A 26,116-nucleotide genomic window follows, 5' to 3' on the forward strand; every position below is an offset into this window, starting at 1 on the left:
CCCACATGCTTGATGGAATTGTTGCCCCTACTGCATCTATTCTACAATTTCATTTTTCTCCTGCAAAACAAATCCATTGATCCATTTCTGGCGTATACGAAGTGAAAACAGAAGGAGGGAGTGAACGTCGTGCGAAGCAGGGTCATCATGATGTTCGCCATGATCTTGACACTCTTTTCGCTTCTTCTTCCGATCCGCCCGGCATCGGCGGCAAGCGATGTTGTTCTCTTCACGCCATACACCGGGCTTTCCGTGACGCCGGGGGAAACAATCGACTATACGGTCAATGTCATCAACAACGGTTCCAACATTGAAAACGTCACCTTCTCGTTTGACCACCTGCCGAAAGGATGGTCGACTTCGATTACCGCTGAGGGGAGAACGATTGAGCAGCTGTCCGTCCGAGGCGGAAAAGAAGAAGAGGTCACGTTGGAAGTGACCGTGCCGCTGGATGTCGACAAAGGGGATTACCGCTTTTGGCTCGTCGCGAAAGGGGAGAGTGGTTCATCGAAATTGCCGCTGCTTGTCCGCGTGACGGAACAAGGATCGTTTAAAACGGAACTGACGTCGGAACAAACGAACCTCGAGGGGCACGCGGATTCGAGCTTCACGTATGATGTCACGCTGAAAAACCGAACCGCCAAGACGCAAAATTACGCGTTAAGTTCGGCGGCGGAAAAAGGGTGGCAAGTCACGTTCAAATCGGAAGGCAATTCCGTTACGTCGGTGAAACTCGAGCCGAATGAATCAAGAGACATTACCGTAGAGGTCAAACCGCCGGAAAATGTGAAAGCGGGCACGTACAAAATCCCGATCAAAGCGCAAACGAGCGATACGTCGGCTGAGCTGACGTTAGAAGCGGTCATTACGGGCACGTATGCGCTCAAACTGACGACGCCGTCAGGAAACTTAAGCACCGATGTGACGGCGGGGCATGAACGGGTGATCGATCTTGTCGTCAAAAACACCGGAAGCGCTCCGCTTTTGAACATCAATATGACGGCTGACGCTCCGCCTGATTGGGAAGTGGAATTCGATCAAAGCACGATCGCCCAGCTGAACCCGGGCGATTCCAAAACAGTCAAGGCGAAAGTGAAAGCGTCGGATGAAGCGATCGCTGGGGATTATGTCGTCAACTTCCAGGCGCAAACGGCGGAAACGTCGGCGGAGGCGGCGTTTCGCGTCTCGGTCAAAACGTCGACCGTTTGGGGCGTGGTGGCGGTGTTGATCATTCTCGGGGTGGCCGGAGGGCTGTACTATTTGATCAAAACATACGGGAGGAGGTAAGCATGGCAGCACCTGCCGTCATCGAGCTTGACAACTTGTGCAAAACGTATGGCGACCATTGGGCGGTTGACCATTTGTCGCTTTCCATTCAAAAAGGGGAAATTTTTGGGCTTCTTGGCCCGAACGGGGCCGGAAAGACGACGACGATTTTGATGATGCTCGGGCTCACCGAGCCGACGTCCGGTATGGTTAGGGTATGCGGGATCGATCCAGTGCGAAATCCCATTGACGTCAAACGGAAAGTCGGGTACTTGCCGGATGATGTCGGCTTTTACCATCACATGACAGGCTTGGAGAACTTGCTGTATACGGCAGCGTTAAACGGCATTCCTCGCGCCGAGGCGGAAAAGCGAGCGTGGGAGCTGCTCGAGAAGGTGAATTTGACCGATGCGGCCCATAAAAAAGCGGGGAAATACTCGCGGGGAATGAGGCAGCGGCTCGGCTTGGCCGATGTGTTGATGAAGCGCCCGGAAGTGATCATTTTGGATGAGCCGACGTTGGGCATCGACCCTGAGGGAGTGCGCGAGCTGCTTCGGCTGATCCGCGATTTGAGCCGCCATGAAGGCATCACTGTCCTGCTGTCCTCGCACCAATTGCACCATGTGCAGCAAATTTGCGACCGGGTCGGTTTGTTCGTGGGCGGCCGATTGTTGGCCGAAGGGAATATGGAACGTCTGGCGCAACAGCTGTTTTTGCAGGATGCCTATGTCATCCATGTGGTCGCTTCACCGCTTGACGCTTCCTTACGGTCCAAAATCGAGGCGATTCCGGGCGTCAACAAAGTGGTGCAAACGGAAAATGGATTGGATGTGTATTGCCAAACGGATGTGAGCGCCGACATCAGCAAAACCATCATCCAATCGGGCGCTTCCTTGTTTCATCTGAGTCGCCGCAATTTCGGTCTCGATGAGATTTATCACCGCTATTTTGAAGGGAGGGATGTACGTGAAGGCCAGTAAGGAGGGGCGATGGGCAAACGATGTTTTTTCATATGTGAAAAGATGGAGCGAACGGCTGAAGGCGGGTGCGCTTGATGAGAAGAAACGGACAAGAGGGGCAAACAGCGCCTTTTCGGCCATTGTCAAAAAAGAACTGGCCGATTATTTGACGAGTTGGCGCATGATCATTTTAATCGCCCTCATCTTGCTCACTTGCTTCGGGTCGCTGTATACGGCGATGACGACGATCCGGGACGCGTTGGATTCCTCGGAAGAGGCCAAGGAAATCGCGAAAGGCGCCTACTTGTTTCTAAAATTATTCACCGTCTCGGACGGAACACTGCCTTCGTTTCTGACGTTTGTCAGCTTTCTCGGGCCGCTGCTCGGCATCTCTCTTGGATTTGACGCCATCAATTCGGAGCGGAACCGGGGAACGTTAAGCCGGCTCATGGCCCAGCCGATCCCGCGCGATTACGTGATCAACGGCAAGTTTGTCGCTGCGTTGTTGTTGAATGCCGTTTTGTTTCTTTCGCTCGGCCTGCTTGTGACGGCATTGGGCATTTTGGTCTTGGGGATTCCGCCTACTTTCGAAGAGTTTGCCCGCATTGTCTGCTTTTTGTTGTTATGCCTTGTGTATATCGCCTTTTGGCTGAATCTCGGCATTTTGTTTTCCGTCGTCTTCCGCCAAGCGGCGACATCCGCTTTGTCATCGATGGCCGTTTGGCTGTTTTTCAATCTTTTCTACTCGATGATCGTGGAAGTATTTGCGAAATCGTTTTTGCAGTCTGACGCCATTACGTCCGTCGAGCAGGCGGTCGGCCGTCAAGAGTTGGTGCTTGGCCTCATGAGATTGTCGCCGAGCTACTTGTTCAATGAATCAACGACCGCTTTGCTTTCGCCGGACGTCCGGACGTTAGGGATCGTCACGGTGGAACAAACGGCCGGCGCTGTTGCGGCCCCACTGCCGTTCTCGCAAAGTTTATTGCTCATTTGGCCGCAAGCGACCGCGTTGATTGCCGCCACCCTCGTCTGCTTTGCGATCGCCTATCTGTTGTTTATGAGGCAGGAGATACGGGCGAGTGGGTGAGGGAACAGGCCGTTTTCGACAAGCGGTTCGGGAGGGGCGCGTGTTCGTCCGAACGGCGTTCCTATGGTTTCATATGTGGAAAACGTTCTGCCGAATCATGTCCGTTCCTTTTGGGGGACGGACTTTTTCTTTTTCTGTATGTGACAAAACAATGACAGCGGCTTTGACAAAATGGCGGACTTGGCGGCTTTTTTCAGCCGATTGTCATGGGGATCATCAAAGATGCGACAGGTTCGTACGTGCTCGGTTTTCTGCTCCTTAGCTTGTTTACCCTTATCTGCTTCTTGCTGAACCGGCTCGTTTTTGGCAAAAAAGCCGGCGAACCGGCGAAACGGTGCGCGTCGTAAAGATCAATGTTATATCGAACAAGAAGAGGCGTGAATCACACATCAAAAGAGCGCTCGCTTACACGACGAGCGCTCTTAAATTTTCTTGATTTTTAAGAAACTTTGTGATGTGATGTTCGTCTAAATAAATGGATTGCATGACAAAATTTTCAATGATCGTAAAAAGGAGGGCTATGATGAACAAAGACTGGCTTTCGAAGTTCGTCGTCGCTGCTGTGCTTATTGCAAGCACAGGACCAATGACCGCCAAAGCGGCGGAAAAGGGAATCTATTTGCCGCCGCAGCAAAAGCTGTACCAACAAGCGGGCATCAACTCAACAGCAATTGATATGGAAGAGATAAAGATTTCGAAAGAACAAGCCATTGAAATTGCGAAAAAAACAATTCATATCGAAAAAGACTATAAATTTCAAGGAATTACTTTTTCGACACAATGGTATGGAAATCAACCTGTATGGCAAATGTCATGGTATAAAGAGGATAAAGGATATCACGGGATTTCTATAACGGTAAACGCCCAAACGGGAAATGTCGTAAATATTTATATTTATCATGACCAAGATGGCAACATGCCGTTTCCGCCGAAAGTGAGTTATGAGCAAGCAGTTGATGTGGCAAAGCAATACATTCAAAAAATGTATCCAGATAAACTGAAAGAACTTGTCATCGATGAACGATTGAAAAAACAGCAAAGCCGATTGCCGTATGGAGAACGGCGTTTTTATGCGATCCGTTTTTATCAGCTGGTGAATGATGTACCATACTACGACAACAATATCATGATCGCAATCGATGGAAATGGAGGGATTCGGAATTTTCAATATAATTGGAATGATGAAGTGACATTTGAAAAGAAGGAAAACATCATTTCTTTAGACGAAGCAAGAAAATTGCTAAAAGACCGAATGGAATTGGAGTTGCGCTACCAACCCGTCGGTTCGTCAAAGCAGTTTCCGAAATTGATTTACGTACCGAAAACGAATCCGTATGCCTATTATCAAGCCAACCTAAATGCTGTGATCGACGCTCATACAGGAAAATTTATTGATATGTATGGAAAACCGGTAGAGGAACCAGCGCCAATGGACGATAAGCCGTTAGCCGAAACGGCTGTTCCGCTGCCGCCTCGAAGCCAAGAATTAACGCAAAAAGAAGCAGTAGAAACCGTGAAACGAACAATGGAGCTGCCGGATTCGATTGAACTTGATTCCGTGAATTATGAAGATCGCGGGGACGCTTCTGCATGGGTGTTGAGTTTTAAAAATAGCAGGGAAGACAGCAACGTTATGTATGCAGAAATCAACGCAAAAACAGGAGAACTGACTCGATTTGAACGCAATGTAATGTACAAGGAATCGGAAGCAAACAAAAACCCGCAAGTGAACTATACGAAAGAACAGGCGCTGGAAATCGCGAAACGTTTGGTCAAACGAGCAGCTCCTGATAAAGTGGATCGTTTATATGCTACGGTGCCGCAGGAAGTGCGATATGATAACAAAACGCCTCCTCTCTTTTATGAAATCTATTTTTATCGAAAAGAAAACGGGATTCCCGTACAAGGGCAAGGGATCAGCGTGGCGGTTTCGGCAGAAACGGGGGAAATCATTCGCTTTTTTACCGAATGGAGCAACGGATCATTTCCATTGCCAAACAAGATCATTCCGTTAGAACAAGCGAAAGAAATGTATATCGAGGACAAAAAGCTTGCCTTAAGCTATTTTACGACCTTAACGATGAATGAAAAAAATAATCAGACAGCTGTTCTCGTTTATCAACCAACCCCGTCTTGGGAGGAAAAATATTTAGATGCTGTTGATGGGAAATGGAAAGATCTATCCACTGGAAGGGTAGTCGATGATCAAAATGTAGCAACAGATATAAAAGGACACAAACAAGAGCAGGCGTTGCAGGCCATGATTGATTACAACATATACGATGTAGAAAATGGGAAAGTATATCCAGATCGGATCGTGACGAAAGGCGAGTTTGTTGAGATTGTCATGAGAGCGATCGGCGATTACGGAATATGGTATAACGAAAATGCGTCGGCGCCATTCAAAGATGTAAAAAAAGAGGCAGCCTACTACCCGTATTTACAAAGAGCGGTTGACCGAAGAATCATTAAAATAGATGAAGAATATTTTCACCCGACAAGTCAGGTCACGCGAGAATTTGTCGCTGTGACTCTTGTCCGTGCTCTAGGGTATGATAAACTTGCTTCACAGAACGATTTGTTCCCGCTTTCGTTTAAAGATGCGGATAAGATTCAACATAAAGGCCATGTTGGATTGATTAGTAAATTGAAAATTATGCCAGGAACGAAGTCAAATGAATTTCAGCCCTCTTCTCCGTTAACACGGGCTGATTTAGCGGTGATTATTTATCGATTTATGAATAAGTATTCCGACCTTGCGAATTAGCCAATAGCGATGCGGTTTTTCCGCATCGCTGTTGCACTCATTCAATGCAACAAATATCCGCCGGACAGTCTTCGCATTGAATTTCCGTTTTCAAATAGTTTAAATCATGAACCGTAATTTTCCCCCGTTTTGTCGAGATGATCCCTTGTTGTTTTAATGCATTGAGCATCCGATTGACGCTTTCGCGCGTTGTGCCGCAAAAGTTAGCTAAATCTTGGTTTTTCAATGCGACATCGATGAAAATGCTTCCGTCCTCAAGCGGGAAGCCATAGCTGTTGCATAGGCGAATGAGCGTTGAATAAAGCGCTCCTTTTTTGCCGTTCATGATGAGATCCCGAAACTTCGTCTGCGTCCGCCGGGCATGCTTGCTCATCCAGCGCATATATTCAAGAGTAAGGGTCGGATTGATAAGCAGCTGCTGTTCCAGTTCCTCTTTGTTTACGACTGCCGCTTCGCCCGGTTCCACCACTTTGGCGGTCAGCAAGTAGCGTGCATCGTTCGTAAACAGCGTCAGCTCGCCGACGATTTCTCTGCTTCCGCAAATGCGGAAGCACATTTCTTTTCCGTCCGGGCAAATTTTGCTCACTTGCACTTTGCCGGAAAGAATCAAGTACAACTCATTGGCCGGCATCCCTTCTTGGAACAAAAAGGAGTGCTTGCGCAACAGAATCACTTTTTTCGACGATTGCAGCAACGAACGCAGGTGGGAAAAATCGCGGTTCACCGCTTTGCGGCTTTCGCCGTTCATCATGGGCACCTCCATTTCTTCAGCTATGTTTATTGTAAAAAATATCATATTGGGGACAGAGTGAAAAAAATTACCGTTTGCCACTTTTTTGTGCACATCGTCACAATTTTTTCTAAACCTGATTTTCCCGATCGTATGATACAATCAATGTGAGCACGGTCACAGCGTTGGACCGCTCATTTCCGTATGATAAGGTGGAGATGAGACAGAGAAGGGTTGATCCATGACGGAGTTTTGGTCACCGGTATGGTTATCGATAAAAGTGTCGCTTCTCGCCGGCCTGATTGTTGTAGTCTTAGGGACCACAGCAGCAAGATGGATGGAGCGCCGCCGGTTTCGTGGGAAGACGATCGTTGAGACGGTGTTTATGCTGCCGTTGGTGCTGCCGCCGTCGGTTGTCGGTTTTTTGCTTGTTGTGCTGTTTGGGCGGCATAGCCCGATCGGACAGTTGATGGAAACGTGGTTTCACACAACGGTGCTGTTTACACCCGGCGCGGCGGTGATGGCGGCGGTTGTTGTGTCGTTTCCGCTCATGTACCAGGCGGCCAAAGCGGGTCTGGAAGCCGTTGATCCAACCATTGAAGGAGCGGCGCGCATCGACGGGGCGAATGAGCGCCAAGTGTTTTGGCATATTTCACTGCCGCTGGCCAGAAACGCCTTGTTGTCCGGGGCGGTGCTGTCGTTTGCCCGCAGCCTGGGGGAGTTTGGCGCGACGTTGATGTTTGCCGGGAATATTCCGGGAAAAACGCAAACGATCCCCACCGCTGTCTATATGGCGATGGAGTCGGGGCGGATGGAGTTGGCGTGGGCATGGGTGGCGGTCACCATTGGATTGTCATTTAGTTTGTTGTCCTGTGCGGCGAAACTAGGTCGTTTGCAACGATAGAGGAGCAGGCCGTTTGAACATCACGCGGCCCATGAAAGGGAAAGGAGGGAGCGCCATGGAAGAGCGCGACCGGGTGAAGATCACCGACCGCCTCGCCCGCCCGCTTCGCGATTTGCGGTTGTCGGTCACCGACCAATGCAATTTTCGCTGCGTCTATTGCATGCCTGCGGAAGTGTTCGGGCCGAATTTTCGCTTTTTGGATGAAGGGCAGTTGCTGACGGTTGAGGAAATGGCGCTTTTAGCGGAATGTTTTGTCGAACTTGGGGTCGAAAAAATCCGCCTGACCGGCGGCGAGCCGTTGCTTCGGCGCGACCTCGATGCGCTCATTGAGCGGCTGTCCGCGATCCCTGGCCTGCGCGATATTGGATTGACGACCAACGGCGTCCATTTAGTGAAATGGGCGAAACGGTTGAAAGCAGCCGGGTTGAAACGCGTCAACGTCAGCCTCGATGCGTTGGACGATGACATTTTCCGCAAAATGAACGGCATTGGCGTCGGCGCCGCTCCGGTGTTGAAAGGCATTGAAGCCGCCCTGGCGGCGGGGCTCGGCGTGAAAGTGAACATGGTCGTCAAAAAAGGATGGAACGACTCACAAATCGTGCCGATGGCCGCCTACTTTAAAGACTTGGGCATTCCGCTCCGCTTTATTGAATTTATGGATGTTGGCACCACGAACGGCTGGGATTACTCCCATGTCGTGACGAAAAAAGAGATCTATGAACAAATCAACGCGATGCATCCGCTCGAGCCGGTCGAGAAAGAGTATTTCGGCGAGGTGGCGAGCCGCTACCGGTACGCGGGCACGAACGTCGAAGTCGGCTTTATCGCCTCGGTGACGGAAACGTTTTGCCGGAGCTGCACGAGGGCGCGCATTTCCGCCGATGGCAAGCTGTATACGTGCCTGTTTGCTTCTGAGGGTGTGTCGTTGAAAGACAAACTGCGCGCCGGAGCGGGGAAAGAGGAGATCAAGGCCTTGATCACAACGGTCTGGGACCGACGGACGGACCGCTATTCCGAAGAACGGACGGCAGAAACGGCAAAACAACAGCGGAAAATTGAGATGTCGTATATTGGGGGATGAAAAAAACGGGAGCGCTCTTTCCATAGAAGAAGCGATCCCGTTTTTGGTTTATGTTTTCGGAAATGCGAATCGGCGTCTCTCTTCCTTTATTCCTTCACCGCCGCCAACACACGCGGGAAGAGGATGTTGTTTTCCAAATGGATGTGGGTGAACAAGTCGTCTTCAAGCGCGGCGAGCCGGCTGTAGACGAGCCGGTACGTGCCGCATGCGTCTTCCGGCGGGGTGAAGTCGTTTGTGATTTCACGAATTTCTTTAATCAAATCGCCGGCTGCGTCATGTTCATTGACCAGTTCGCGAACGGCCCGCTCGACCGCCTCCCGGTTTTCCGGCGACGGGTTGTCGGCAAATTGCAAAATGAGCGGGAACGCTCCCGTTTCCTCTTTAATGAGATGCTGCTCGAGTTCTGTTTTTAACTCATGAAACAGTTTATGCACCCGGGAAAGATGCGGATGGTGCATGCCGTGCACGCGCAATACTTTCGTGACATACGGGCTGAGCTGCGGCAGTTCCTCGTTCAAATAGCGGTGGTGCGTGTTGATGATATGATCGACCAAGTCGGCTAGCGGCGCTTCACTCCAATTTCCGGCCGGCTTGTTTTGCGCCTCCGCGTAAAGGGTGTTCAGCTCGCGAAGGAGCGCTTCCCCATCCAGCCCGCGTTCTTCGATGGCTTCTTTTAACGGGCGCTGTCCGCCGCAGCAAAAATCAATGCGATGCGATTTCAACAAATCCGCTGCTTTCGGGAGTTTTGTGACAATATCGCCAATCAGCGATTGCTCAGTAAACCGCTGTTCCATTTTGGATCCCTCCATCGTCAAATCATTGCAGCTTCAGCATACCTTGTTTTCCGCGTCAACGTTGTGATGCATCTCACACAAGCAAAAACAAGCGGACAACAAGGGAATGTGATTGACATCACAACGGTGCTCTTCTTCTTTCCGGTAAAATAAAACAGACGAAATCAGCTGATCGATCGAGTCGAAAATCGGGCTCAAGACGTGCTAAACTATATTCAAGAACAATGCCGCTATGCGGATGAAGTGATGCAACAGCTCGAACAGTCCGCCGCTTTGTTTGGCGAAACGCGGGAGATGATTTTGCGGCATATTGCCGATGCTCGTGTTGTGGAGGAAAAGTTGGCGGACGGCATAAAACGGCTGCAATAATGGCAACAACGTTGAAAGAACGATATGGTTGCCGCCAGCCGTATGATCGAAAGGGGAGAGAGACATGGTCGAAAGACGAACCCCCATTCCTGTAGCGGAAGCGATCAATCGGGTGATGCGTTACGCTGGAAGAGGGGAAGAGGAGATCGTGCCGCTAAGGCAGTCGTACGGCCGCTATTTGGCGGAAGATTTGCGCGCCGACCATGACGTGCCGCCGTTTGACCGCTCGCCGTATGACGGATTTGCCATTCGCGCCGCCGACTCGGAAGGAGCGGGACTTGACCATCCGGTCGAGTTTGAAGTCATTGAAACGATCGGCGCCGGGCAAGTGGCGAAGCAGCCCGTCGGCCCGTTTCAAGCGGTGCACCTGATGACCGGGGCGCAAATTCCCCAAGGATGCGATGCGGTCGTCATGTTGGAGCTCGCCAAACAGTACGAGCGGGATGGAAAAACGTATATGGCCATTAAACGCCCGTTCCGCCCCGGCGACAACATTTCGTTTCAAGGGGAAGATGCGAAAAAAGGGCAGCCGCTTGTCGAAAAAGGAACGCGCATCAATCCCGGGGTGGCGGCGCTGCTCGCGACGTTCGGCTACGCCGAAGTGAAGGTGGCGAAAAAGCCGCGGATTGGCATTTTTGCGACCGGAAGCGAACTGCTTGACGTCTCTGAACCGCTTGTGCCGGGAAAAATCCGCAACAGCAACGCCTACATGATCGAGGCGCAGGTGTTCAAAAGCGGCGCCGAGCCGATTTATTTCGGCCAGCTCGCCGACGACCTCGATGCGTGTTTTCACGCTGTGCGCCAGGCGCTCGATCAAGTGGACATGCTCATTACGACCGGCGGCGTCTCGGTCGGGGATTTCGATTATTTGCCCGCCATTTACAAGCGGCTCGGAGCGAACGTGTTGTTTAACAAAATCGCCATGCGCCCGGGGAGCGTGACGACCGTCGCCGAGATTGATGGCAAGCTGCTGTTCGGTCTATCCGGAAACCCGTCGGCGTGCTACGTCGGGTATGAGCTGTTCGTCCGCCCGGTCGTGCGCACGCGGCTGTTTTCGGCCAAGCCGTATTTGAAAAAAGCGAAAGCCACCCTTGGCGCCGATTTTCCGAAGCCGAACCCGTTCACCCGCTTCGTGCGCAGCCGGGTCGAGGCGGTTGACGGTCGGCTTGTCGTGAAGCCGGTCGGCATGGACAAGTCGAACATCGTCACCTCGCTTGCCTTTGCGAACGCCTTGATGGTGCTGCCGGGCGGAACGAGAGGGTTTGCGGTTGGCGATGAGGTGGAAGTGTGGCTTTTGGATGACGATGAGGGGTCAAGCGAATGAACGTCTGGCAAGTCGTCGGTTATAAACATAGCGGCAAAACGACGTTGGTGGAAAAATGGGTGGCGGCCGCTGTCCGGGAAGGATGGCGCGTCGGGACGGTGAAGCACCACGGCCATGGCGGCGAGCCCGCGCGGCCGGAAGGCGTCGATTCCGTCCGCCATGAGCGGGCCGGGGCGGTGGCAACGGCGGTGGAAGGGGACGGGCTTTTGCAGCTTCATCTCCGCCGCCCGTTGTGGCGGTTGGATGATGTGTTGGCGCTCTATGCGCCGCTTCGGCTCGATCTCGTGTTGGTCGAAGGCTACAAACAAGAGCGGCACCCGAAGGTCGTGCTCGTCCGCACTTGGGAAGATTGGGCATCGCTTCAGCACCTCGCCAATATCCGCGCCGTCATCGCCTGGGAGCCGCTCGAAGGGCCGCTAGCGCACCCTGTGTTTTCGCTGGCCGATGATGACGAATATATTCCATGGCTCATGAACGAGGTGAGAACACGAACATGACAGAACCGTTGTTTGCCATTACCGACCGGCCGATTTCGGTCGAGGATGTGATGAAAAAAGTGATGCGTCCGGAAGCGGGGGCGGTCGCTGTCTTTGCCGGCACGGTGCGCGAATGGACAAACGGCAAGCGGACGCTCTTTTTGCAATATGAGGCGTACGTGTCGATGGCCGAGAAAATGCTCGCGCAAATCGGGGCGGAAATTGCGGAGAAATGGCCAGGGGCGAAAACCGCCATCACCCACCGGATCGGGCGGCTTAAGATCGGCGACATCGCCGTCGTCATCGCTGTTTCCTCGCCGCACCGCGCCGAAGCGTATGAGGCGAACCGCTATGCCATTGAGCGGATCAAGCAAATCGTGCCGATTTGGAAAAAAGAGCAATGGGAGGACGGAAGCGCCTGGGTGGGCGACCAGTTGGAAACAACGGCGTATCCGTCCGGAAAACCGGAGGTGAAAGAGGAATGATCCGTCTATTGTTTTTCGCCCATTTGGGCGAGCAAATCGGCGAGCGGGAAGTGATGTGGCCGAATGTTCCGGAAACGGTGAAAAAACTGAAAGACGAAGTGGAAGAGCGCTACGGCATCTCGCTCGGGCGCGTCATGACAGCGGTCAACGAGGAGTATGTCCGCGACGAAGCGCCGCTTCACGCCGGCGACACGGTCGCCTTTATTCCACCGGTAAGCGGAGGATGAGACGGATGGCGAACAAAAGCAAATGGGTGATGCCAAAACAACACGGCGCCTGGGCGATGCTCATCATCCCGTTTTGGCTCGGGGCGTACGCCGGTGGGCTTTCGTGGATTCACGCGCCGCTCTTTGTCGCCTGGCTTGCGCTCTATTTGGCGACGTATCCGCTCTTGATGGCGGTGAAAACGAAGCGGAAAGAGCCGTACGTGCCCGCTGCCGCCCGCTATGGCGCCATCGCCGCGCCGGCCCTGGCCGTTTCCCTTTGGCAGCGGCCGACCCTTGTTCTCTTCGGATTGGCGATGATCCCGTTTTTCCTAGTAAACACCTACTACAGCAAGAAAAAGAATGAGCGCGCCTTTTGGAATGATGCAGCCGCCATCGCGGCGTTTTGCATCGGCGGCTTGGGCGCCTTTTATGTCGGGCGCGGGGAATTGACGGTGGAGGCGTTCGAATTGGCCGCGTTTTCCTTCCTCTTTTTCATCGGCAGCACGTTTTACGTCAAAACGATGATTCGCGAAAAGAAAAACGAGCGGTACAAATGGCTGTCATGGGGCTACCACGCCTTGTTGATCGTCGGCCTCATCGCCATCGGCGAGCCGTTCGCCGTTTTGGCCTATGCCCCGAGCGTCATCCGCGCCGTCTATTTATACGGCAAGTCGCTGCCGATCATGAAACTGGGCATCTTGGAAATCGCCAACGCGGCGTACTTTTTCATCGCGATGATCGTGCTCTACTCTTGAGCGAACCCCAAACGGGAGGCATCCATGACCGTTTGGGGTTTTTTCTTTTGGTTAGGCGGTATTGCTTTTTCATTGCACAAGCATGATGTGAAATGGGCATGAATTCCTTGTAACGGTTTTGCAAAGGGTCGTTTCAAAAGCCTACCTCTTCTTCTATGCTCGCTCTCAAATAAATAAAAATTAGAACATGTCGATCCACTTCAAGTAGACATTCGCCAAGTGTTCGACTTCCCAGTGGTTCGCATGGAAGTCACTCAACATGAGTGGGAAATCAATCGTTTTCAATTCTAGCAATCCTAGTGGTATCGAAAGCCCTTACGAGACTTCCTTAATGTTGATTTCACCGCTAACATTATGGCCAGGATCTCGTCAGTGCTTTCTCTTTTTTGTCACTAAATCACAAAATTTGGTGATGAGCCAAAAAACAACTCGATAAAGCTTAAAAATCTTACTTTATGTGACAAAAAAAACAAACAATTCAAATTTTTATTGACAATTTTAGTAAAGGCGAAATATAATCTAATTGTAAAATAAAGGTTAAAAAAAGGGGGTGCGAATAGTTGCCGTCAAAATGTTTCGCGCTTAGAGATAGTGGGCAGATCGCGTTGCTTGGCTGCTTTTGGAGGACATAATTTTTGTAATTGGAGAGAGGTTATAATGATAAAAGATCTTCTCAAATCAATCCTTTCTTTTTCGTTAGTTTTCGGTCTGTTGCTGGGTGGCAGTATCATCGCTTCTGCCGAAGAAGGGACTTCAAATGCAGGATGTTCACTCAGTAGCAAGACGAATGTGACAGTAAATGGGTTTTTAGATAGAGCGAAAGAATCGAGTGTGGTCGTATCTCAAAGCGGGAACAAGGTGGTTGAAATAACAGACCTAGAATTTCTTAAAAGATTAGAAACTTCTGTTCCTGGACCAAAAGGGAAAAAACTAGTTGGGGTTTCAATCGCATACACTCAAGCACAAGAGTCATCCCTTCCAGGGGATCGTCCTGTGGTGACTCCACAATTAGGAACGGGTTATTATCTAAAAAACATTACTACTAGTGAAGCATGTGGAACAGAAATAATAAGACAATCTACTTTTAAAGGACCATCAACAGCTACCATGTCTATAAAACAAGGGGTTTCTGCCACATGGTCATCGAACACAAATATAAGCGCTGAAACAGTTTCGGCAGCGTTGGGATTTAACGTAACAAAATCTTATGAAGTTACAGACACTTATCAAATTCAAGTTCCAGCAGGAAAAACCTATACCATAATAGCTAGACCGTATTACAAAGTTTATAACTTTGAAGTTTGGTACGACCCACTTATTGGATGGGATTCTAAAGTAGGGTATGGATATGCTGCTAAGCCTGTAGGGGTATGTTTTTATTACTATGAGTAATGTTCTGTGTTCCGTTATTTATAGAAATATTGAAGCAAGTTTCCTGATGGAACTTGCTTCTGTTTTTTGTGTTTCGTTTAAGCATAACGGATAGTTAAAAAGGGGGATGCAAAATGAATATTTTAAAAAGTCCAAACAAAATGAAGTTTGTTTCACTCGTTCTTTCTCTCATCGGATTGTGGTTGATGTTAAATAGTCCTGAATTAGGGAGTCGTTTTGCTTCATCCTGGGTTCGATCCATGGGGGGATCTGTGGATTCTCAAGAATATTTGCAAATGTTAAAAGAATATATAAGCACTTATAAAACGCTAGGGGGGATTTTTTTGTTTGTGGGCTTGTTTTCTTTTCTTAACGATCATCATCAGTAAACATCGTATTTGCCTACAGGGCAGCGAGAGGTGTGTATTTGCGCATTTTTTGTTATCTTTTTTAATGGAGACGATGGCCGTCTGAGTTGGATGGATCGCGATATAGTGAAGTAAGGTGCGGTGTGAATGATTGCTCCGAAAAGAGCAAAAAGGGGCTGACTCAAAAGCCCCCTTTTTGGTGAAATTTAACCGAAGTATGTGAAAGAGACCACCTCTGAAACCCTTGGTTTTACCGGGTTTTTCGTGGTGGCCTGTTTTTCCATGTCGCCCTAAATAGGAACATTACCGCTCTTTTGGGTCAGCTCCTTTTTTTGCCGCACCCGCCCGTCAGTCAATGCGGCACAGCTCGGGCGGGCAGCCTTCGCAGGCGATTTCGTCACGCAAATATTGCAAGTTGTGGACGCGAATTTTTCCTTTTTGCACGGAGATGACGCCTTTTTTCCGCAAATCGCCGAGCATGCGGTTGACGACTTCACGGGCGGTGCCGCAAAAGTTGGCGAGCTCTTGGTTCGTAAGAGGCACGTCGATCAAAATGCCGTCTTCCTGCATGACGCCGTAGCTGTTGCACAAACGGATGAGCGTCGAATAGAGCGCTCCTTTTTTGCCGTGCAAAATGAGGTCGCGGAATTTCGTCTGTGTTTTGCGGAAATGGAGGCTCATCCATTTCATAAACTCGATCGCCAGCGTCGGATGATTGGCGAGCTCTTGTTCGAGCATTTCGCGCGGAATGGCGGAAACAACGCTGTCTTCGAGCACTTTCGCCGTCAGCATGTAGCGGGCGCCAGGGCAAAACAGCGTCAGCTCGCCGATCAAATCGCCCTCGCTGCAAATGCGCAGCGCGAGCTCCCGTCCGTCCATGTCCATTTTGCTGATTTGGATTTTCCCCGATTGGATATAGTAAATGTCGTCTGCTTTTTCCCCTTCTTGAAACAAGTACGTTCCCTTCTCAAGGCGAAGATCGCGCCCAAGCGATGTAAGCCACTTCTGCCATTCACGAGATTCAATCTCGTTCATCCGATCACAACCTTACGTAAAATGTATCGCTATATAAAAGTGTACAGGAAAAAAGAGGGAAGTCAATATAAGGATAGTGGAAAGATTGAAAACTTGTTGAACATCGATGGAATCGTTTGTGAAAGTCTTTACATCCGGAGGGCATGAGGGCGGTTGAGCCAAGGATGCACTTTGGCTGCCGGGACAAATCGGTATTCGTTTCCCATAGGTTTAGGGAGGGACAAGAAAAAAATCCTCGAAAATTATTAAATATACATTTGATTTTATTTTTATACAGTATTATAATGAGAACTACATGAGGCATACGGGTGAGGGGGAACATGATGAACGTAGCCATTATCGGGGCGACGGGGTACAGCGGCGCGGAGTTGTTCCGCTTGTTGCACGGGCATCCGCATGTGAGCCGCTGCGACGTTTTCTCGTCGTCGCAGGACGGGGTTCATTTATCGGAAAGTTTCCCGCACGTCGGCTCGGTCGATGGTGCGGTGTTGCATAAACTTGAAATCGAGGCGCTTTCCCGTTACGATGCGGTCTTTTTCGCCACGCCGCCCGGGGTGTCCGGGGAGTGGGCGCCGGCGCTTATTGATCGGGGAGTGAAAGTGATCGATTTATCGGGCGATTTCCGTTTGAAAGACGGAGCGGTGTACGAACAATGGTACGGACGGCAGGCGGCGCCAGCGGAATATTTGCAAAAGGCGGTATACGGGCTGACCGAGTGGAATCGGGAGGCGGTGCGCGAGGCCGTGCTCCTATCCAACCCGGGCTGTTATCCGACGGCGACGCTGCTTGGCCTGGCGCCGCTTGTCAAAGAAGGATTGATTAAGGAAGACTCGATCATCGTTGACGCCAAGTCTGGCGTATCAGGCGCAGGACGAAAAGCAGGGCTCGGGACGCACTTTTCCGAAGTGAACGAAAACGTGAAAATTTATAAAGTAAATGTCCATCAGCACATCCCGGAAATTGAGCAAACGCTGCAAACGTGGAATGAAGCGATGGAGCCGATTACGTTCAGCACCCATTTGATTCCGATGACACGGGGCATTATGGCGACGATATATGCGAAGGCGAAACAGCCGCTTTCGCCAAACGACTTGGTAGATTTATATAAAACAAGTTATGAAGGTTCACCGTTTGTCCGCGTTCGCAAGGTCGGGCAATTTCCGGCGACGAAAGAAGTGTACGGCTCAAATTATTGCGACATCGGCCTCGCCTACGATGAACGGACGGGACGGGTGACGGTCGTGTCGGTGATCGACAACTTAATGAAAGGCGCTGCCGGGCAGGCGGTGCAAAACTTCAATTTGATGATGGGTTTGGATGAGGCCGAGGGCCTCCGCTTCCTGCCGATCTATCCGTGAGGGAAGGGGAACGAACGATGACAGCAACGAAACAAACGGCGCAAGTGACGGCGCTTGCCGATGGAACCATCGTCACACCGAAAGGATTTCAAGCGGCTGGGGTGCACGCCGGGCTGCGCTATTCGAAAAAAGATTTAGGGGTTATTCTATGCGACGTGCCAGCTTCGGCGGCGGCGGTGTATACGCAAAACCACTTCCAGGCGGCACCGCTCAAAGTGACGCAGGCGAGCCTCGCTGTAGAACAAAAATTGCAGGCGGTCATCGTCAACAGCGCATGCGCGAACGCCTGCACCGGCGAGCAGGGGCTTCGCGACGCCTATGAAATGCGCGAGCTGTGCGCGAAACAGTTTGGCCTGGCGCTGCACCATGTGGCCGTCGCTTCAACGGGCGTGATCGGGGAATATTTGCCGATGGAAAAAATTCGCGCGGGCATCGAAAAGCTCGTTCCAGGGGCGACGATGGCGGATGCTGAGGCGTTTCAAACGGCGATTTTAACGACGGATACGGTGATGAAGCGCGCCTGTTACCAAACGACCATCGACGGGAAAACGGTCACCGTCGGCGGGGCGGCGAAAGGATCGGGGATGATCCATCCGAACATGGCGACGATGCTCGCGTTCATTACGACCGATGCCAACATCTCTTCGGCGGTGCTGCATGATGCGCTCCGGTCGATTACCGATGTATCGTTCAACCAAATTACGGTCGACGGCGACACGTCGACGAACGATATGGTTGTCGTGATGGCGAGCGGCCTTGCTGGAAATGACGAGCTGACGCCGAATCATCCGGATTGGGAACACTTTTACGAGGCGCTGCGGAAAACGTGCGAAGACTTGGCGAAGCAAATCGCCAGAGACGGCGAGGGGGCGACGAAGCTCATTGAAGTGCGCGTGCGCGGCGCGAAAACGGACGATGAGGCGAAAAAAGTCGCGAAGCAAATCGTTGGCTCCAACTTAGTGAAAACGGCCGTTTACGGCGCGGATGCCAACTGGGGGCGGATCATCGGCGCGATCGGCTATGCGGACGCTGACGTTGATCCGGACAACGTTGATGTCGCGATCGGGCAGATTGTGATGCTGAAAGGAAGCGAGCCGCAGCCGTTCTCGGAAGAAGAAGCGACGGCGTATTTGCAACAAGAGACGGTCGTCATTGAGGTGGATTTGCACTTAGGCGATGGCTTCGGCGTCGCGTGGGGCTGCGACTTGACGTACGATTATGTGAAAATCAACGCCAGCTATCGGACGTAAGGGGAGAGAAAGATGGGGAAAACGGTCGTCATCAAATGCGGCGGCAGCGTGCTCGATGAGCTGTCTCCCGCCTTTTTTGCCAGCGTGAAAATGATGCGGGAACAAGGGATGGATGTCGTCATCGTCCACGGCGGCGGGCCGGAAATCGGGCAAATGTTGAAAAAACTGGCGGTGCCGAGCGAGTTTGTCAACGGTTTGCGGAAAACGACGAAAGAGGTGCTTGCCGTTGTGGAAATGGTGCTCTCCGGCAAAGTGAACAAACAGCTTGTGGCGATGCTCAGGCAGAACGGCTTGCCGGCGGTCGGCGTTTCCGGCGTGGACGGGGGGCTGCTTGAAGCTGAACCGATTGACTTTGCCAAACTTGGCTATGTCGGCCGTGTGAAAACGGTTCGCTCCCGTCTTTTGCGCACGCTGCTTGAGGCGGGCTACATTCCGGTCGTTTCGCCGCTTGGCATCGACCAAAGCGGGCAAACATACAACATTAACGCCGACACGGCGGCTGGGGCGGTCGCGGCCGCCATCGGCGCCAGCCAGCTCGCGTTTGTGACGAACGTGCCCGGCATTTTGCAAGACGGCGCGCTCGTGGCCGAGGCGACGGCGGAAACGATTGAACGACTGATCGAAGACGGCGTCATCACTGGCGGGATGATTCCGAAAGTGAAAGCGGCGCTGTCCGCCTTGTCCGATGCGCTGCCCGAGGTGATGATCGTCAGCGGCAAAACGCCGTTTTACCAGAACGGAACATGGCACGGGACAACGATTCGCAAAGAAGTGGGGGTATATTTATGAGCGCGCTGTTTCCGACATACAACCGTTGGAAGATCGCCGTCCAAGCGGCGGAAGGGACGGTTGTGACCGATGTAAATGGAAAACAATATCTCGACTTTGTCTCCGGCATTGCCGTCTGCAATCTCGGCCATCGCCATCCGCACGTCCAAAAGGCGATTGAAAAGCAGCTGAATCAATATTGGCACGTATCGAACTTGTTTACGATTCCCGTTCAAGAAGAGGTCGCGTCCTTGCTTGTCGCCCACAGCGCCGGCGACTGCGTCTTTTTCTGCAATAGCGGAGCCGAGGCGAACGAAGCGGCGCTGAAGCTGGCGCGCAAACATACCGGACGACACAAAGTGATCACGTTTTCCCAATCGTTTCACGGCCGGACGTTCGCGACCATGGCCGCGACCGGGCAGGAGAAAGTGCATAGCGGTTTTGGTCCGCTGCTTCCGGAATTCATTCACTTGCCGCTGAATGATGTCGACGCTCTCAAGCAGGCAATGAACGAAGAAGTGGCCGCGGTGATGCTTGAGGTCGTCCAAGGGGAAGGGGGCGTCCGCCCGGTTGACCCGGCGTTTTTGCAAATAGCGGCGGAGCTGTGTCAACAGCATGGGGCGCTTCTGATCATTGACGAAGTGCAAACCGGCATCGGCCGGACCGGAAAGCCGTTTGCTTACCAGCATTTCGGCGTGGAGCCCGACATCATCACCGTGGCGAAAGGACTTGGCAGCGGCATTCCGGTTGGTGCGATGATCGGCAAAGCGTTTTTGAAAGAGTCGTTTGGGCCTGGCGTGCACGGGTCGACGTTTGGCGGCAACCCGATCGCGATGGCCGCTGCCAAGGCGACGTTAGAAGTTGTGTTCGATTCGGTATTTTTGCAAGAAGTGCAGGAGAAAGGCAGCTATTTGCTTGAGCGCCTCAATGACGCGCTCGCCCCGCTTGACATCGTCAAGGACGTGCGCGGGCTCGGGCTGCTTGTCGGGATCGAGTGCCAAACGGACGTCGCACCGCTGTTGCCATTGATTCATGAAAACGGCTTGCTCGTCCTTTCGGCGGGGCCGAACGTGATCCGCCTGCTGCCGCCGCTTGTCGTGACGAAAGCGGAAATCGATGAAGCGGTGGACATTTTGACAAACGTGTTGAACAACGCCAACGCCTCAGCCGTCTTGTAAACGGACGGCCGACGGCTTAATTTTTATTCCTGTTCATGCATAAAAATTCTTGAACGGTTATAAAAACTCAAACGATGAGGTGGCGCCAATGAAAGCGTACTTGCATGTGGCGAGCGGAAAAACGTTCAGCGGCGAGCTCGCCGCTCCGCTTGAAGAAAAGGTGAGCGGGGAGATCGTTTTTTTCACCGGCATGACCGGTTATCAAGAAGTGTTGACCGACCCGTCGTATAAAAACCAAATCATCGTTTTTACGTACCCGCTGATCGGCAATTATGGCATTAATGAAGACGATTTTGAAAGCAAGCGGCCGCACGTCGAAGCGGTCGTCGTCTACGAAGCGAGCGGCACAGGATTTCATTACGGGGCGAAATACAGCTTGGCAGAATACTTGCAGCACTGGAACATTCCGCTTCTCACGCACGTGGACACGCGCGCCCTTGTGAAAGAAATCCGCACCGCTGGGACGATGATGGCGGAATTAAGTTTGTCGCCGATTCCAGCAGTTGCTGATGAGGAAGCGGCGTTTCCAGTGCGCGCGGTGTCAACGAAAACGATCGAAACATACGGCGAAGCCGGGCCGCATTTGGTGCTCATCGATTTCGGCTATAAAAAGTCGATTTTGCAGTCGCTCCTTGCACGCGGCTGCCGGGTGACGGTTGTGCCGCATGATACGGCGCCGGAAGCGATTGACGCGCTGAAACCGGACGGGCTTGTCCTCTCGAACGGCCCAGGCGATCCGAAACAGTTACGCCATCAGCTTCCCGCTATCCGTCAGCTGATCGACCGGTATCCGACGCTTGCGATTTGCCTTGGCCATCAGCTCGTTGCCTTGGCGTACGGGGCGGATACGGAAAAACTCCGCTTCGGGCATCGCGGCGCCAATCAACCGGTGTGGGACGCGGTGAAACAAAACGTGATGATGACATCGCAAAACCATAGTTATGTCGTCAAAGAAGGCAGTTTGGTGGGCAAACCGTTTGACATTCGTTTCATCAACGTCAACGACGGTTCGGTCGAGGGCATCGTCCATCGCCATAAACCGATTTTGTCCGTGCAATACCATCCGGAGGCGCATCCGGGGCCGCACGATACCGGCTATATTTTCGACGAATTTTTGCAAACCGTGTTTAAGGGAGAGAACGTCTATGCCTAAAGATTCTTCGCTTCAGTCGATTCTCCTGATCGGGTCGGGGCCGATTGTCATCGGCCAGGCCGCCGAGTTTGATTATTCCGGCACACAAGCGTGCATCGCCTTAAAGGAAGAAGGATACCGCGTCATTTTAGTGAACAACAATCCGGCGACGATCATGACCGATGAAGTTCATGCCGATGCCGTGTATTTTGAACCGCTCACCGTCGATGCGGTCGAAGCGATTATTGCCAAAGAACGCCCGGACGGGCTGCTCGCCACATTTGGCGGCCAGACAGGGCTCAACTTGGCGTTTCAGCTGCATGAAGCCGGCGTGCTTGAAAAGTATGGGGTGAGACTGCTCGGAACACCGATTGAAGCGATCAAGCGCGGGGAAGACCGCGAAGCGTTCCGCGCGTTAATGCATGAGCTTGGCGAACCGGTGCCGGAGAGCGAAATTGTCACAAGCGTTGAGGAAGCGGTCGCGTTTGCCGAACAAATCGGTTTTCCGATCATTATTCGTCCCGCGTATACGCTCGGCGGGACGGGCGGCGGCATTGCCGAAAACATGGAGCAGTTTCTCGCGCTCGTGGAAAAAGGGCTGGCCGAAAGCCCGATCCGCCAATGTTTGATCGAACGGAGCGTCGCCGGGTTTAAAGAAATTGAATACGAAGTGATGCGCGACCAGTCGAATACGTGCATCACGGTTTGCAATATGGAAAACGTCGATCCAGTCGGCATCCACACGGGCGATTCGATCGTCGTCGCACCGTCGCAGACGTTGACCGATGAGGAGTACCAAATGCTCCGTTCGTCGGCGGTGAAGATCATTTCCGCATTAGGGATCATCGGCGGCTGCAACATTCAGTTCGCCCTTGACCCGAACAGCAAACAATATTACTTAATCGAAGTCAACCCGCGCGTCAGCCGCTCGTCAGCGCTCGCCTCGAAAGCGACCGGCTATCCAATCGCCCGCATTGCGGCGAAGCTGGCGGTCGGCTATACGCTCGCGGAACTCGTCAATCCGGTGACGAAAACGACGTACGCCAGCTTCGAGCCGGCCTTGGACTACGTCGTCGTCAAGTTTCCGCGCTTGCCGTTTGACAAGTTCCCGCACGCGGACCGGAAGCTCGGTACGCAAATGAAAGCGACCGGGGAAGTGATGGCGATCGATCGCAATATGGAGCGGGCATTCCAAAAAGCGGTGCAGTCGCTCGAGGGAAAAAACAACGGACTGTTTTTGCCGGAGCTTTCGGCGAAAACGGATGACGAGCTGAAACAGCTGCTTGTCGACAAAGACGACCGCCGCTTTTTCGCCATTTTGGAACTGCTCCGCCGCGGGGTGGCGGTCGAAGCCATTCACGAATGGACGAAAATCGACCGCTTTTTCCTTGCTTCGTTCGAACGGCTCGTGGCGCTCGAAAAACAGGCGGCAGCCACCACGATCGATACGATCGATGAGCCGACGTTGCGCTTCTTGAAAGAAAAAGGGGCAAGCGACGCCTTTTTGGCCGAAACGTGGGGCGTGACGGAGCTTGATGTGCGCAACAAGCGGAAGGAACTTGGCATCGTGCCGTCATACAAAATGGTCGACACGTGCGCGGCCGAATTTCATTCGGAAACGGATTATTACTACTCAACCTATTTCGGCGAAGACGAGCGGAAGAAAGCGAGCGGCAAGGAGAAAGTGCTGATCATTGGAGCTGGACCCATTCGCATCGGCCAAGGCATTGAGTTTGACTACAGCTCCGTTCATAGCGTGTTCGCCTTGCAAAAAGAAGGCTATGAAACGGTGATGATCAACAACAATCCAGAAACCGTCAGCACGGACTTTGCCGTCGCCGACCGCCTTTACTTTGAGCCACTTACCTTAGAGAGCGTCTTGGATGTCATTGAAGCGGAACAAATCAAGCATGTCATCGTTCAGTTTGGCGGACAGACGGCGATCAATTTGGTCAAAGGACTCGAAGAAGCAGGTGTGCCGCTGTTGGGCGTCACGTACGATATGATTGACCAGCTTGAGGATCGCGATCGTTTTTACCAGTTGCTCGAGGAGCTTGACATCCCGCACGTACCGGGCTTGATGGCGAACAACGCCGAGGAGCTCGCCGCCAAAGCGGCCGAGATCGGCTGCCCGGTGCTGCTTCGCCCGTCGTATGTCATCGGCGGCCGCGGCATGTTTATCGTCCATAGCGAGGCGCAGCTCGCCGCTTTGATTGAGCAAGGCGAGTTGACATATCCGATTTTGATCGATGCGTATTTGGACGGGAAAGAGGCGGAGGCCGACATCGCCACGGATGGGACGGACATTTTACTGCCGACGATTATCGAACATGTCGAAAAAGCCGGCGTCCACTCCGGCGACAGCTATGCTTGGCTGCCGGCGCAGACGCTCACAGACGAAGAAAAAGCGAAAATCATCGACTATGCGGGCCGGATTGCGAAAAAACTTGGCTTTAAAGGAATCATGAACATTCAATACGTCATTGCGGACGGCAATGTATACGTCCTGGAAGTGAACCCGCGCGCCAGCCGGACGGTGCCGATCGTCAGCAAAACGACCGGCGTGCCATTGGCGCAAATTGCGACAAAGTTATTGCTTGGGAAATCACTCGTCGACATCGTTGACGAAAAAGCTCGCGGATTGGCGGTCATGCCGTACGCCGTGTTAAAGTATCCGGTCTTTTCGAGCCATAAGCTGCCGGGGGTTGACCCGATGGTTGGACCGGAGATGAAATCGACCGGTGAAGGCATCAGCATCGCCGCGACGAAGGAAGAAGCGGCGTATAAAGCATTTTATCCGTATTTGCAAAAGAAAGCGAACGCGAACGAGATCTACGTCATCGGCAACATCGACGCCGAACTGGAGGCGGAGATGACAGCGAAACAGCTGACCATCGTTTCAGATGGTTCATTTGCCGATTGGGTGAAGCGCGACACGGCGCTCGCGGTGATCAACTTGGGCAAAGAGGAAGACGAGGCAAACAAACGAATGACTGCGTTGTCCCGACAATTGCTCGTCTTCACGGAACGTGAGACATTGAAGCTCTTCTTGCAGGCGCTCGATGTGGATCATCTTGATGTGCAGCCGATCCACGGCTGGTTGGAAAAGAAAAAACAGGCAGAACAGGCGGTGATCGCATGAATGCAGTGATGTCATTAAAAGGGAGAGATTTTTTAACGCTGCTCGATTTTTCAACAGACGAAATTATGGACTTGTTGGCGCTAGCAGCCGATTTAAAAGCGAAACAAAAAGCCGGCGTGCCGTATGCGCCGCTTTCCGGCAAAACAATGGCGATGATTTTTGAAAAGCCCTCAACGCGCACGCGCGTGTCGTTTGAAGTCGGCATGATCCAGCTTGGCGGCCAGGCGATGTATTTAAACGGCAACGATTTGCAGCTTGGCCGCGGTGAAACGATTGCGGATACGGCGCGCGTCTTGTCGCAATACGTCGATGTCATTATGATTCGGACGTTTGCCCATCAAAAAGTCGAGGAATTGGCCGAGTATGCGTCCGTTCCGGTCATCAACGGCTTGACGGACGACGATCATCCGTGCCAGGCGCTGGCGGATTTGCTGACGATTTACGAAGCGAAGAAAACGTTCCAAGGCGTCAAACTCGCCTATGTCGGCGACGGGAACAACGTCGCCAACGCCTTGCTTGTTGCGGCCGCCAAAGTCGGCATGGATGTTGCCATCGCCTGTCCGCCAGGCTATGAGCCGAAGGCGGAATACGTCGAGGCGGCGCGCCAGATCGGCGAGAAAACCGGAGCAACAGTTGTTGTGACGCACGACCCGCTTGAGGCAGTGGCCGGAGCGGATGCGATTTATACGGACGTATGGACGAGCATGGGCCAAGAAAGCGAAAGCGCCGAGCGGCTTCAAGTGTTCCAGCCGTACCAAGTGAATGAAGAGCTCGCCAAAGCGGCCAAACCCGATTACCTCTTTTTGCATTGCCTGCCGGCCCATCGAGGCGAAGAAGTGACGGCCGGCGTCATGGACGGCCCGAACTCGGTCGTATTTGAGCAGGCCGGCAACCGGCTTCATGCCCAAAAAGCGATTTTAGTGTCGATCCTATAGGAAAAAGGAATTCCCGTTTCGGGAGTTCCTTTTTTGTTCTTTGCAAGGAAAAGGATTTTCATGAGAAAAAACGTTTTTATTGTGAAGGCTTGACGCTCCGTGTGCGGCGGCCCCATCATTTCCCTTCTTATGAACAGCGGCAAAACCGGGAATGCTAACAAATGCAATCGAAGCAAGGGGGATGAAACAAATGGGCCAACCGCGCCATTTCAAACCAGGGGATAAAGCGCCGAACAACGGCGTGTACATTGAAATCGGCGAAACGGGCGACAATGTAAAACACCCGAAAAAGCTGAAACTGAAAGCCGGCGATACGTTCCCGGAAACGTCGAACCATAATCGGCATTGGACGTATTTGCGCAAACCGTGAAGTACA

Annotated in this window: 25 protein-coding genes and 1 pseudogene; 23 read left to right on the forward strand and 3 right to left on the reverse strand. The window is 52.3% G+C overall.

Annotated elements, in window-relative coordinates; genetic code table 11:
• Positions 1-120 precede the first annotated feature (120 nt).
• From BRO54_RS10625 to BRO54_RS10640, 5 genes and pseudogenes are all read left to right on the forward strand, one after another.
• A complete protein-coding gene (locus tag BRO54_RS10625) occupies positions 121-1,287 on the forward strand; it encodes a COG1470 family protein (protein WP_074043897.1) in 1,167 nt (388 codons plus the stop codon).
• Between the two features lie 2 nt (positions 1,288-1,289).
• Positions 1,290-2,246: an ABC transporter ATP-binding protein gene (locus BRO54_RS10630; RefSeq protein ID WP_074043898.1), complete on the forward strand. Its 957-nt coding sequence runs from the start codon at positions 1,290-1,292 to the stop codon at positions 2,244-2,246.
• Positions 2,233-3,312, forward strand: coding sequence for an ABC transporter permease (locus BRO54_RS10635; RefSeq protein ID WP_074043899.1), 1,080 nt, complete (start codon positions 2,233-2,235; stop codon positions 3,310-3,312). The genes BRO54_RS10630 and BRO54_RS10635 overlap by 14 nt, the downstream gene beginning before the upstream one ends.
• 173 nt (positions 3,313-3,485) lie before the next feature.
• A pseudogene (locus tag BRO54_RS19485) lies at positions 3,486-3,659 on the forward strand (MFS transporter); the annotation flags it as partial.
• Positions 3,660-3,835: 176 nt separating this feature from the next.
• Positions 3,836-6,079 (forward strand): YcdB/YcdC domain-containing protein, encoded by a 2,244-nt coding sequence (locus BRO54_RS10640; RefSeq protein WP_074043900.1) that lies wholly within the window; start codon positions 3,836-3,838, stop codon positions 6,077-6,079.
• Between the two features lie 37 nt (positions 6,080-6,116).
• On the opposite strand, the gene BRO54_RS10645 is transcribed toward BRO54_RS10640, so the two are convergent.
• Entirely contained in the window at positions 6,117-6,827 is a 711-nt protein-coding gene (locus BRO54_RS10645; protein WP_139268060.1) for a Crp/Fnr family transcriptional regulator, read from the reverse strand.
• A 223-nt stretch (positions 6,828-7,050) separates the two neighbouring features.
• On the opposite strand from BRO54_RS10645, the gene modB reads away from it, so the two are divergent.
• Positions 7,051-7,713: a molybdate ABC transporter permease subunit gene (gene modB, locus BRO54_RS10650; RefSeq protein ID WP_011229489.1), complete on the forward strand. Its 663-nt coding sequence runs from the start codon at positions 7,051-7,053 to the stop codon at positions 7,711-7,713.
• 55 nt (positions 7,714-7,768) lie between these two features.
• Positions 7,769-8,794, forward strand: coding sequence for a GTP 3',8-cyclase MoaA (gene moaA, locus BRO54_RS10655; protein WP_074043916.1), 1,026 nt, complete (start codon positions 7,769-7,771; stop codon positions 8,792-8,794).
• Between the two features lie 86 nt (positions 8,795-8,880).
• Here the strand turns inward: moaA and ric are convergent, their stop codons facing one another.
• Positions 8,881-9,588: an iron-sulfur cluster repair di-iron protein gene (gene ric / locus BRO54_RS10660; RefSeq protein WP_074043902.1), complete on the reverse strand. Its 708-nt coding sequence runs from the start codon at positions 9,586-9,588 to the stop codon at positions 8,881-8,883.
• Positions 9,589-9,789: 201 nt separating this feature from the next.
• Here ric and BRO54_RS10665 point away from each other — a divergent pair, with 201 nt between their 5' ends.
• The 8 genes from BRO54_RS10665 (at position 9,790) to BRO54_RS10700 (ending at position 14,963) form a co-directional block, all read left to right on the forward strand.
• Positions 9,790-9,957 carry a hypothetical protein gene (locus tag BRO54_RS10665; protein WP_239691250.1) on the forward strand — a complete coding sequence of 56 codons (168 nt, stop codon included), beginning with the start codon at positions 9,790-9,792 and terminating at the stop codon, positions 9,955-9,957.
• A gap of 64 nt (positions 9,958-10,021) precedes the next feature.
• On the forward strand, positions 10,022-11,281 hold the full coding sequence (locus BRO54_RS10670; protein ID WP_074043903.1) for a molybdopterin molybdotransferase MoeA: 1,260 nt from the start codon (positions 10,022-10,024) through the stop codon (positions 11,279-11,281).
• Positions 11,278-11,778: a molybdopterin-guanine dinucleotide biosynthesis protein B gene (mobB, locus tag BRO54_RS10675; RefSeq protein ID WP_033027974.1), complete on the forward strand. Its 501-nt coding sequence runs from the start codon at positions 11,278-11,280 to the stop codon at positions 11,776-11,778. The genes BRO54_RS10670 and mobB overlap by 4 nt, the downstream gene beginning before the upstream one ends.
• Positions 11,775-12,242 (forward strand): molybdenum cofactor biosynthesis protein MoaE, encoded by a 468-nt coding sequence (locus BRO54_RS10680; protein ID WP_033027975.1) that lies wholly within the window; start codon positions 11,775-11,777, stop codon positions 12,240-12,242. Before mobB ends, BRO54_RS10680 begins: the two co-directional genes overlap by 4 nt.
• Complete coding sequence (moaD, locus tag BRO54_RS10685; RefSeq protein ID WP_023633820.1) at positions 12,239-12,469, forward strand: molybdopterin converting factor subunit 1; 231 nt, start codon at positions 12,239-12,241, stop codon at positions 12,467-12,469. The genes BRO54_RS10680 and moaD overlap by 4 nt, the downstream gene beginning before the upstream one ends.
• Positions 12,470-12,474: 5 nt before the next feature.
• Positions 12,475-13,203 carry a YwiC-like family protein gene (locus BRO54_RS10690; RefSeq protein ID WP_044743380.1) on the forward strand — a complete coding sequence of 243 codons (729 nt, stop codon included), beginning with the start codon at positions 12,475-12,477 and terminating at the stop codon, positions 13,201-13,203.
• A gap of 657 nt (positions 13,204-13,860) precedes the next feature.
• Positions 13,861-14,595 carry a DUF6426 family protein gene (locus BRO54_RS10695; RefSeq protein ID WP_013146092.1) on the forward strand — a complete coding sequence of 245 codons (735 nt, stop codon included), beginning with the start codon at positions 13,861-13,863 and terminating at the stop codon, positions 14,593-14,595.
• Positions 14,596-14,708: 113 nt separating this feature from the next.
• Positions 14,709-14,963: a hypothetical protein gene (locus BRO54_RS10700; RefSeq protein ID WP_013146091.1), complete on the forward strand. Its 255-nt coding sequence runs from the start codon at positions 14,709-14,711 to the stop codon at positions 14,961-14,963.
• 327 nt (positions 14,964-15,290) lie between these two features.
• Here the strand turns inward: BRO54_RS10700 and BRO54_RS10705 are convergent, their stop codons facing one another.
• Positions 15,291-15,977 (reverse strand): Crp/Fnr family transcriptional regulator, encoded by a 687-nt coding sequence (locus BRO54_RS10705; protein WP_044743382.1) that lies wholly within the window; start codon positions 15,975-15,977, stop codon positions 15,291-15,293.
• A gap of 323 nt (positions 15,978-16,300) precedes the next feature.
• Here BRO54_RS10705 and argC point away from each other — a divergent pair, with 323 nt between their 5' ends.
• The 8 genes from argC to BRO54_RS10745 all read left to right on the forward strand — a co-directional run bounded on the left by argC (position 16,301) and on the right by BRO54_RS10745 (position 26,110).
• Positions 16,301-17,335: an N-acetyl-gamma-glutamyl-phosphate reductase gene (argC, locus tag BRO54_RS10710; RefSeq protein ID WP_042379565.1), complete on the forward strand. Its 1,035-nt coding sequence runs from the start codon at positions 16,301-16,303 to the stop codon at positions 17,333-17,335.
• Between the two features lie 17 nt (positions 17,336-17,352).
• Positions 17,353-18,585 (forward strand): bifunctional ornithine acetyltransferase/N-acetylglutamate synthase, encoded by a 1,233-nt coding sequence (gene argJ / locus BRO54_RS10715; protein ID WP_074043904.1) that lies wholly within the window; start codon positions 17,353-17,355, stop codon positions 18,583-18,585.
• A gap of 12 nt (positions 18,586-18,597) precedes the next feature.
• Complete coding sequence (gene argB, locus BRO54_RS10720; RefSeq protein WP_074043905.1) at positions 18,598-19,374, forward strand: acetylglutamate kinase; 777 nt, start codon at positions 18,598-18,600, stop codon at positions 19,372-19,374.
• A complete protein-coding gene (locus tag BRO54_RS10725) occupies positions 19,371-20,531 on the forward strand; it encodes an acetylornithine transaminase (RefSeq protein ID WP_074043906.1) in 1,161 nt (386 codons plus the stop codon). The genes argB and BRO54_RS10725 overlap by 4 nt, the downstream gene beginning before the upstream one ends.
• Positions 20,532-20,619: 88 nt before the next feature.
• A complete protein-coding gene (locus BRO54_RS10730) occupies positions 20,620-21,684 on the forward strand; it encodes a carbamoyl phosphate synthase small subunit (RefSeq protein WP_074043907.1) in 1,065 nt (354 codons plus the stop codon).
• Positions 21,677-24,805, forward strand: a complete 3,129-nt coding sequence (locus BRO54_RS10735) for a carbamoyl phosphate synthase large subunit (protein WP_033845508.1) — start codon at positions 21,677-21,679, stop codon at positions 24,803-24,805. Before BRO54_RS10730 ends, BRO54_RS10735 begins: the two co-directional genes overlap by 8 nt.
• On the forward strand, positions 24,802-25,740 hold the full coding sequence (gene argF, locus BRO54_RS10740) for an ornithine carbamoyltransferase (RefSeq protein WP_074043908.1): 939 nt from the start codon (positions 24,802-24,804) through the stop codon (positions 25,738-25,740). Before BRO54_RS10735 ends, argF begins: the two co-directional genes overlap by 4 nt.
• A gap of 190 nt (positions 25,741-25,930) precedes the next feature.
• On the forward strand, positions 25,931-26,110 hold the full coding sequence (locus tag BRO54_RS10745) for a YjzC family protein (RefSeq protein WP_011230299.1): 180 nt from the start codon (positions 25,931-25,933) through the stop codon (positions 26,108-26,110).
• Positions 26,111-26,116: the final 6 nt, after the last annotated feature.

The sequence above is a fragment of the Geobacillus proteiniphilus genome, from assembly GCF_001908025.1.
GTDB classification, from domain to species: Bacteria; Bacillota; Bacilli; order Bacillales; family Anoxybacillaceae; genus Geobacillus; species Geobacillus proteiniphilus.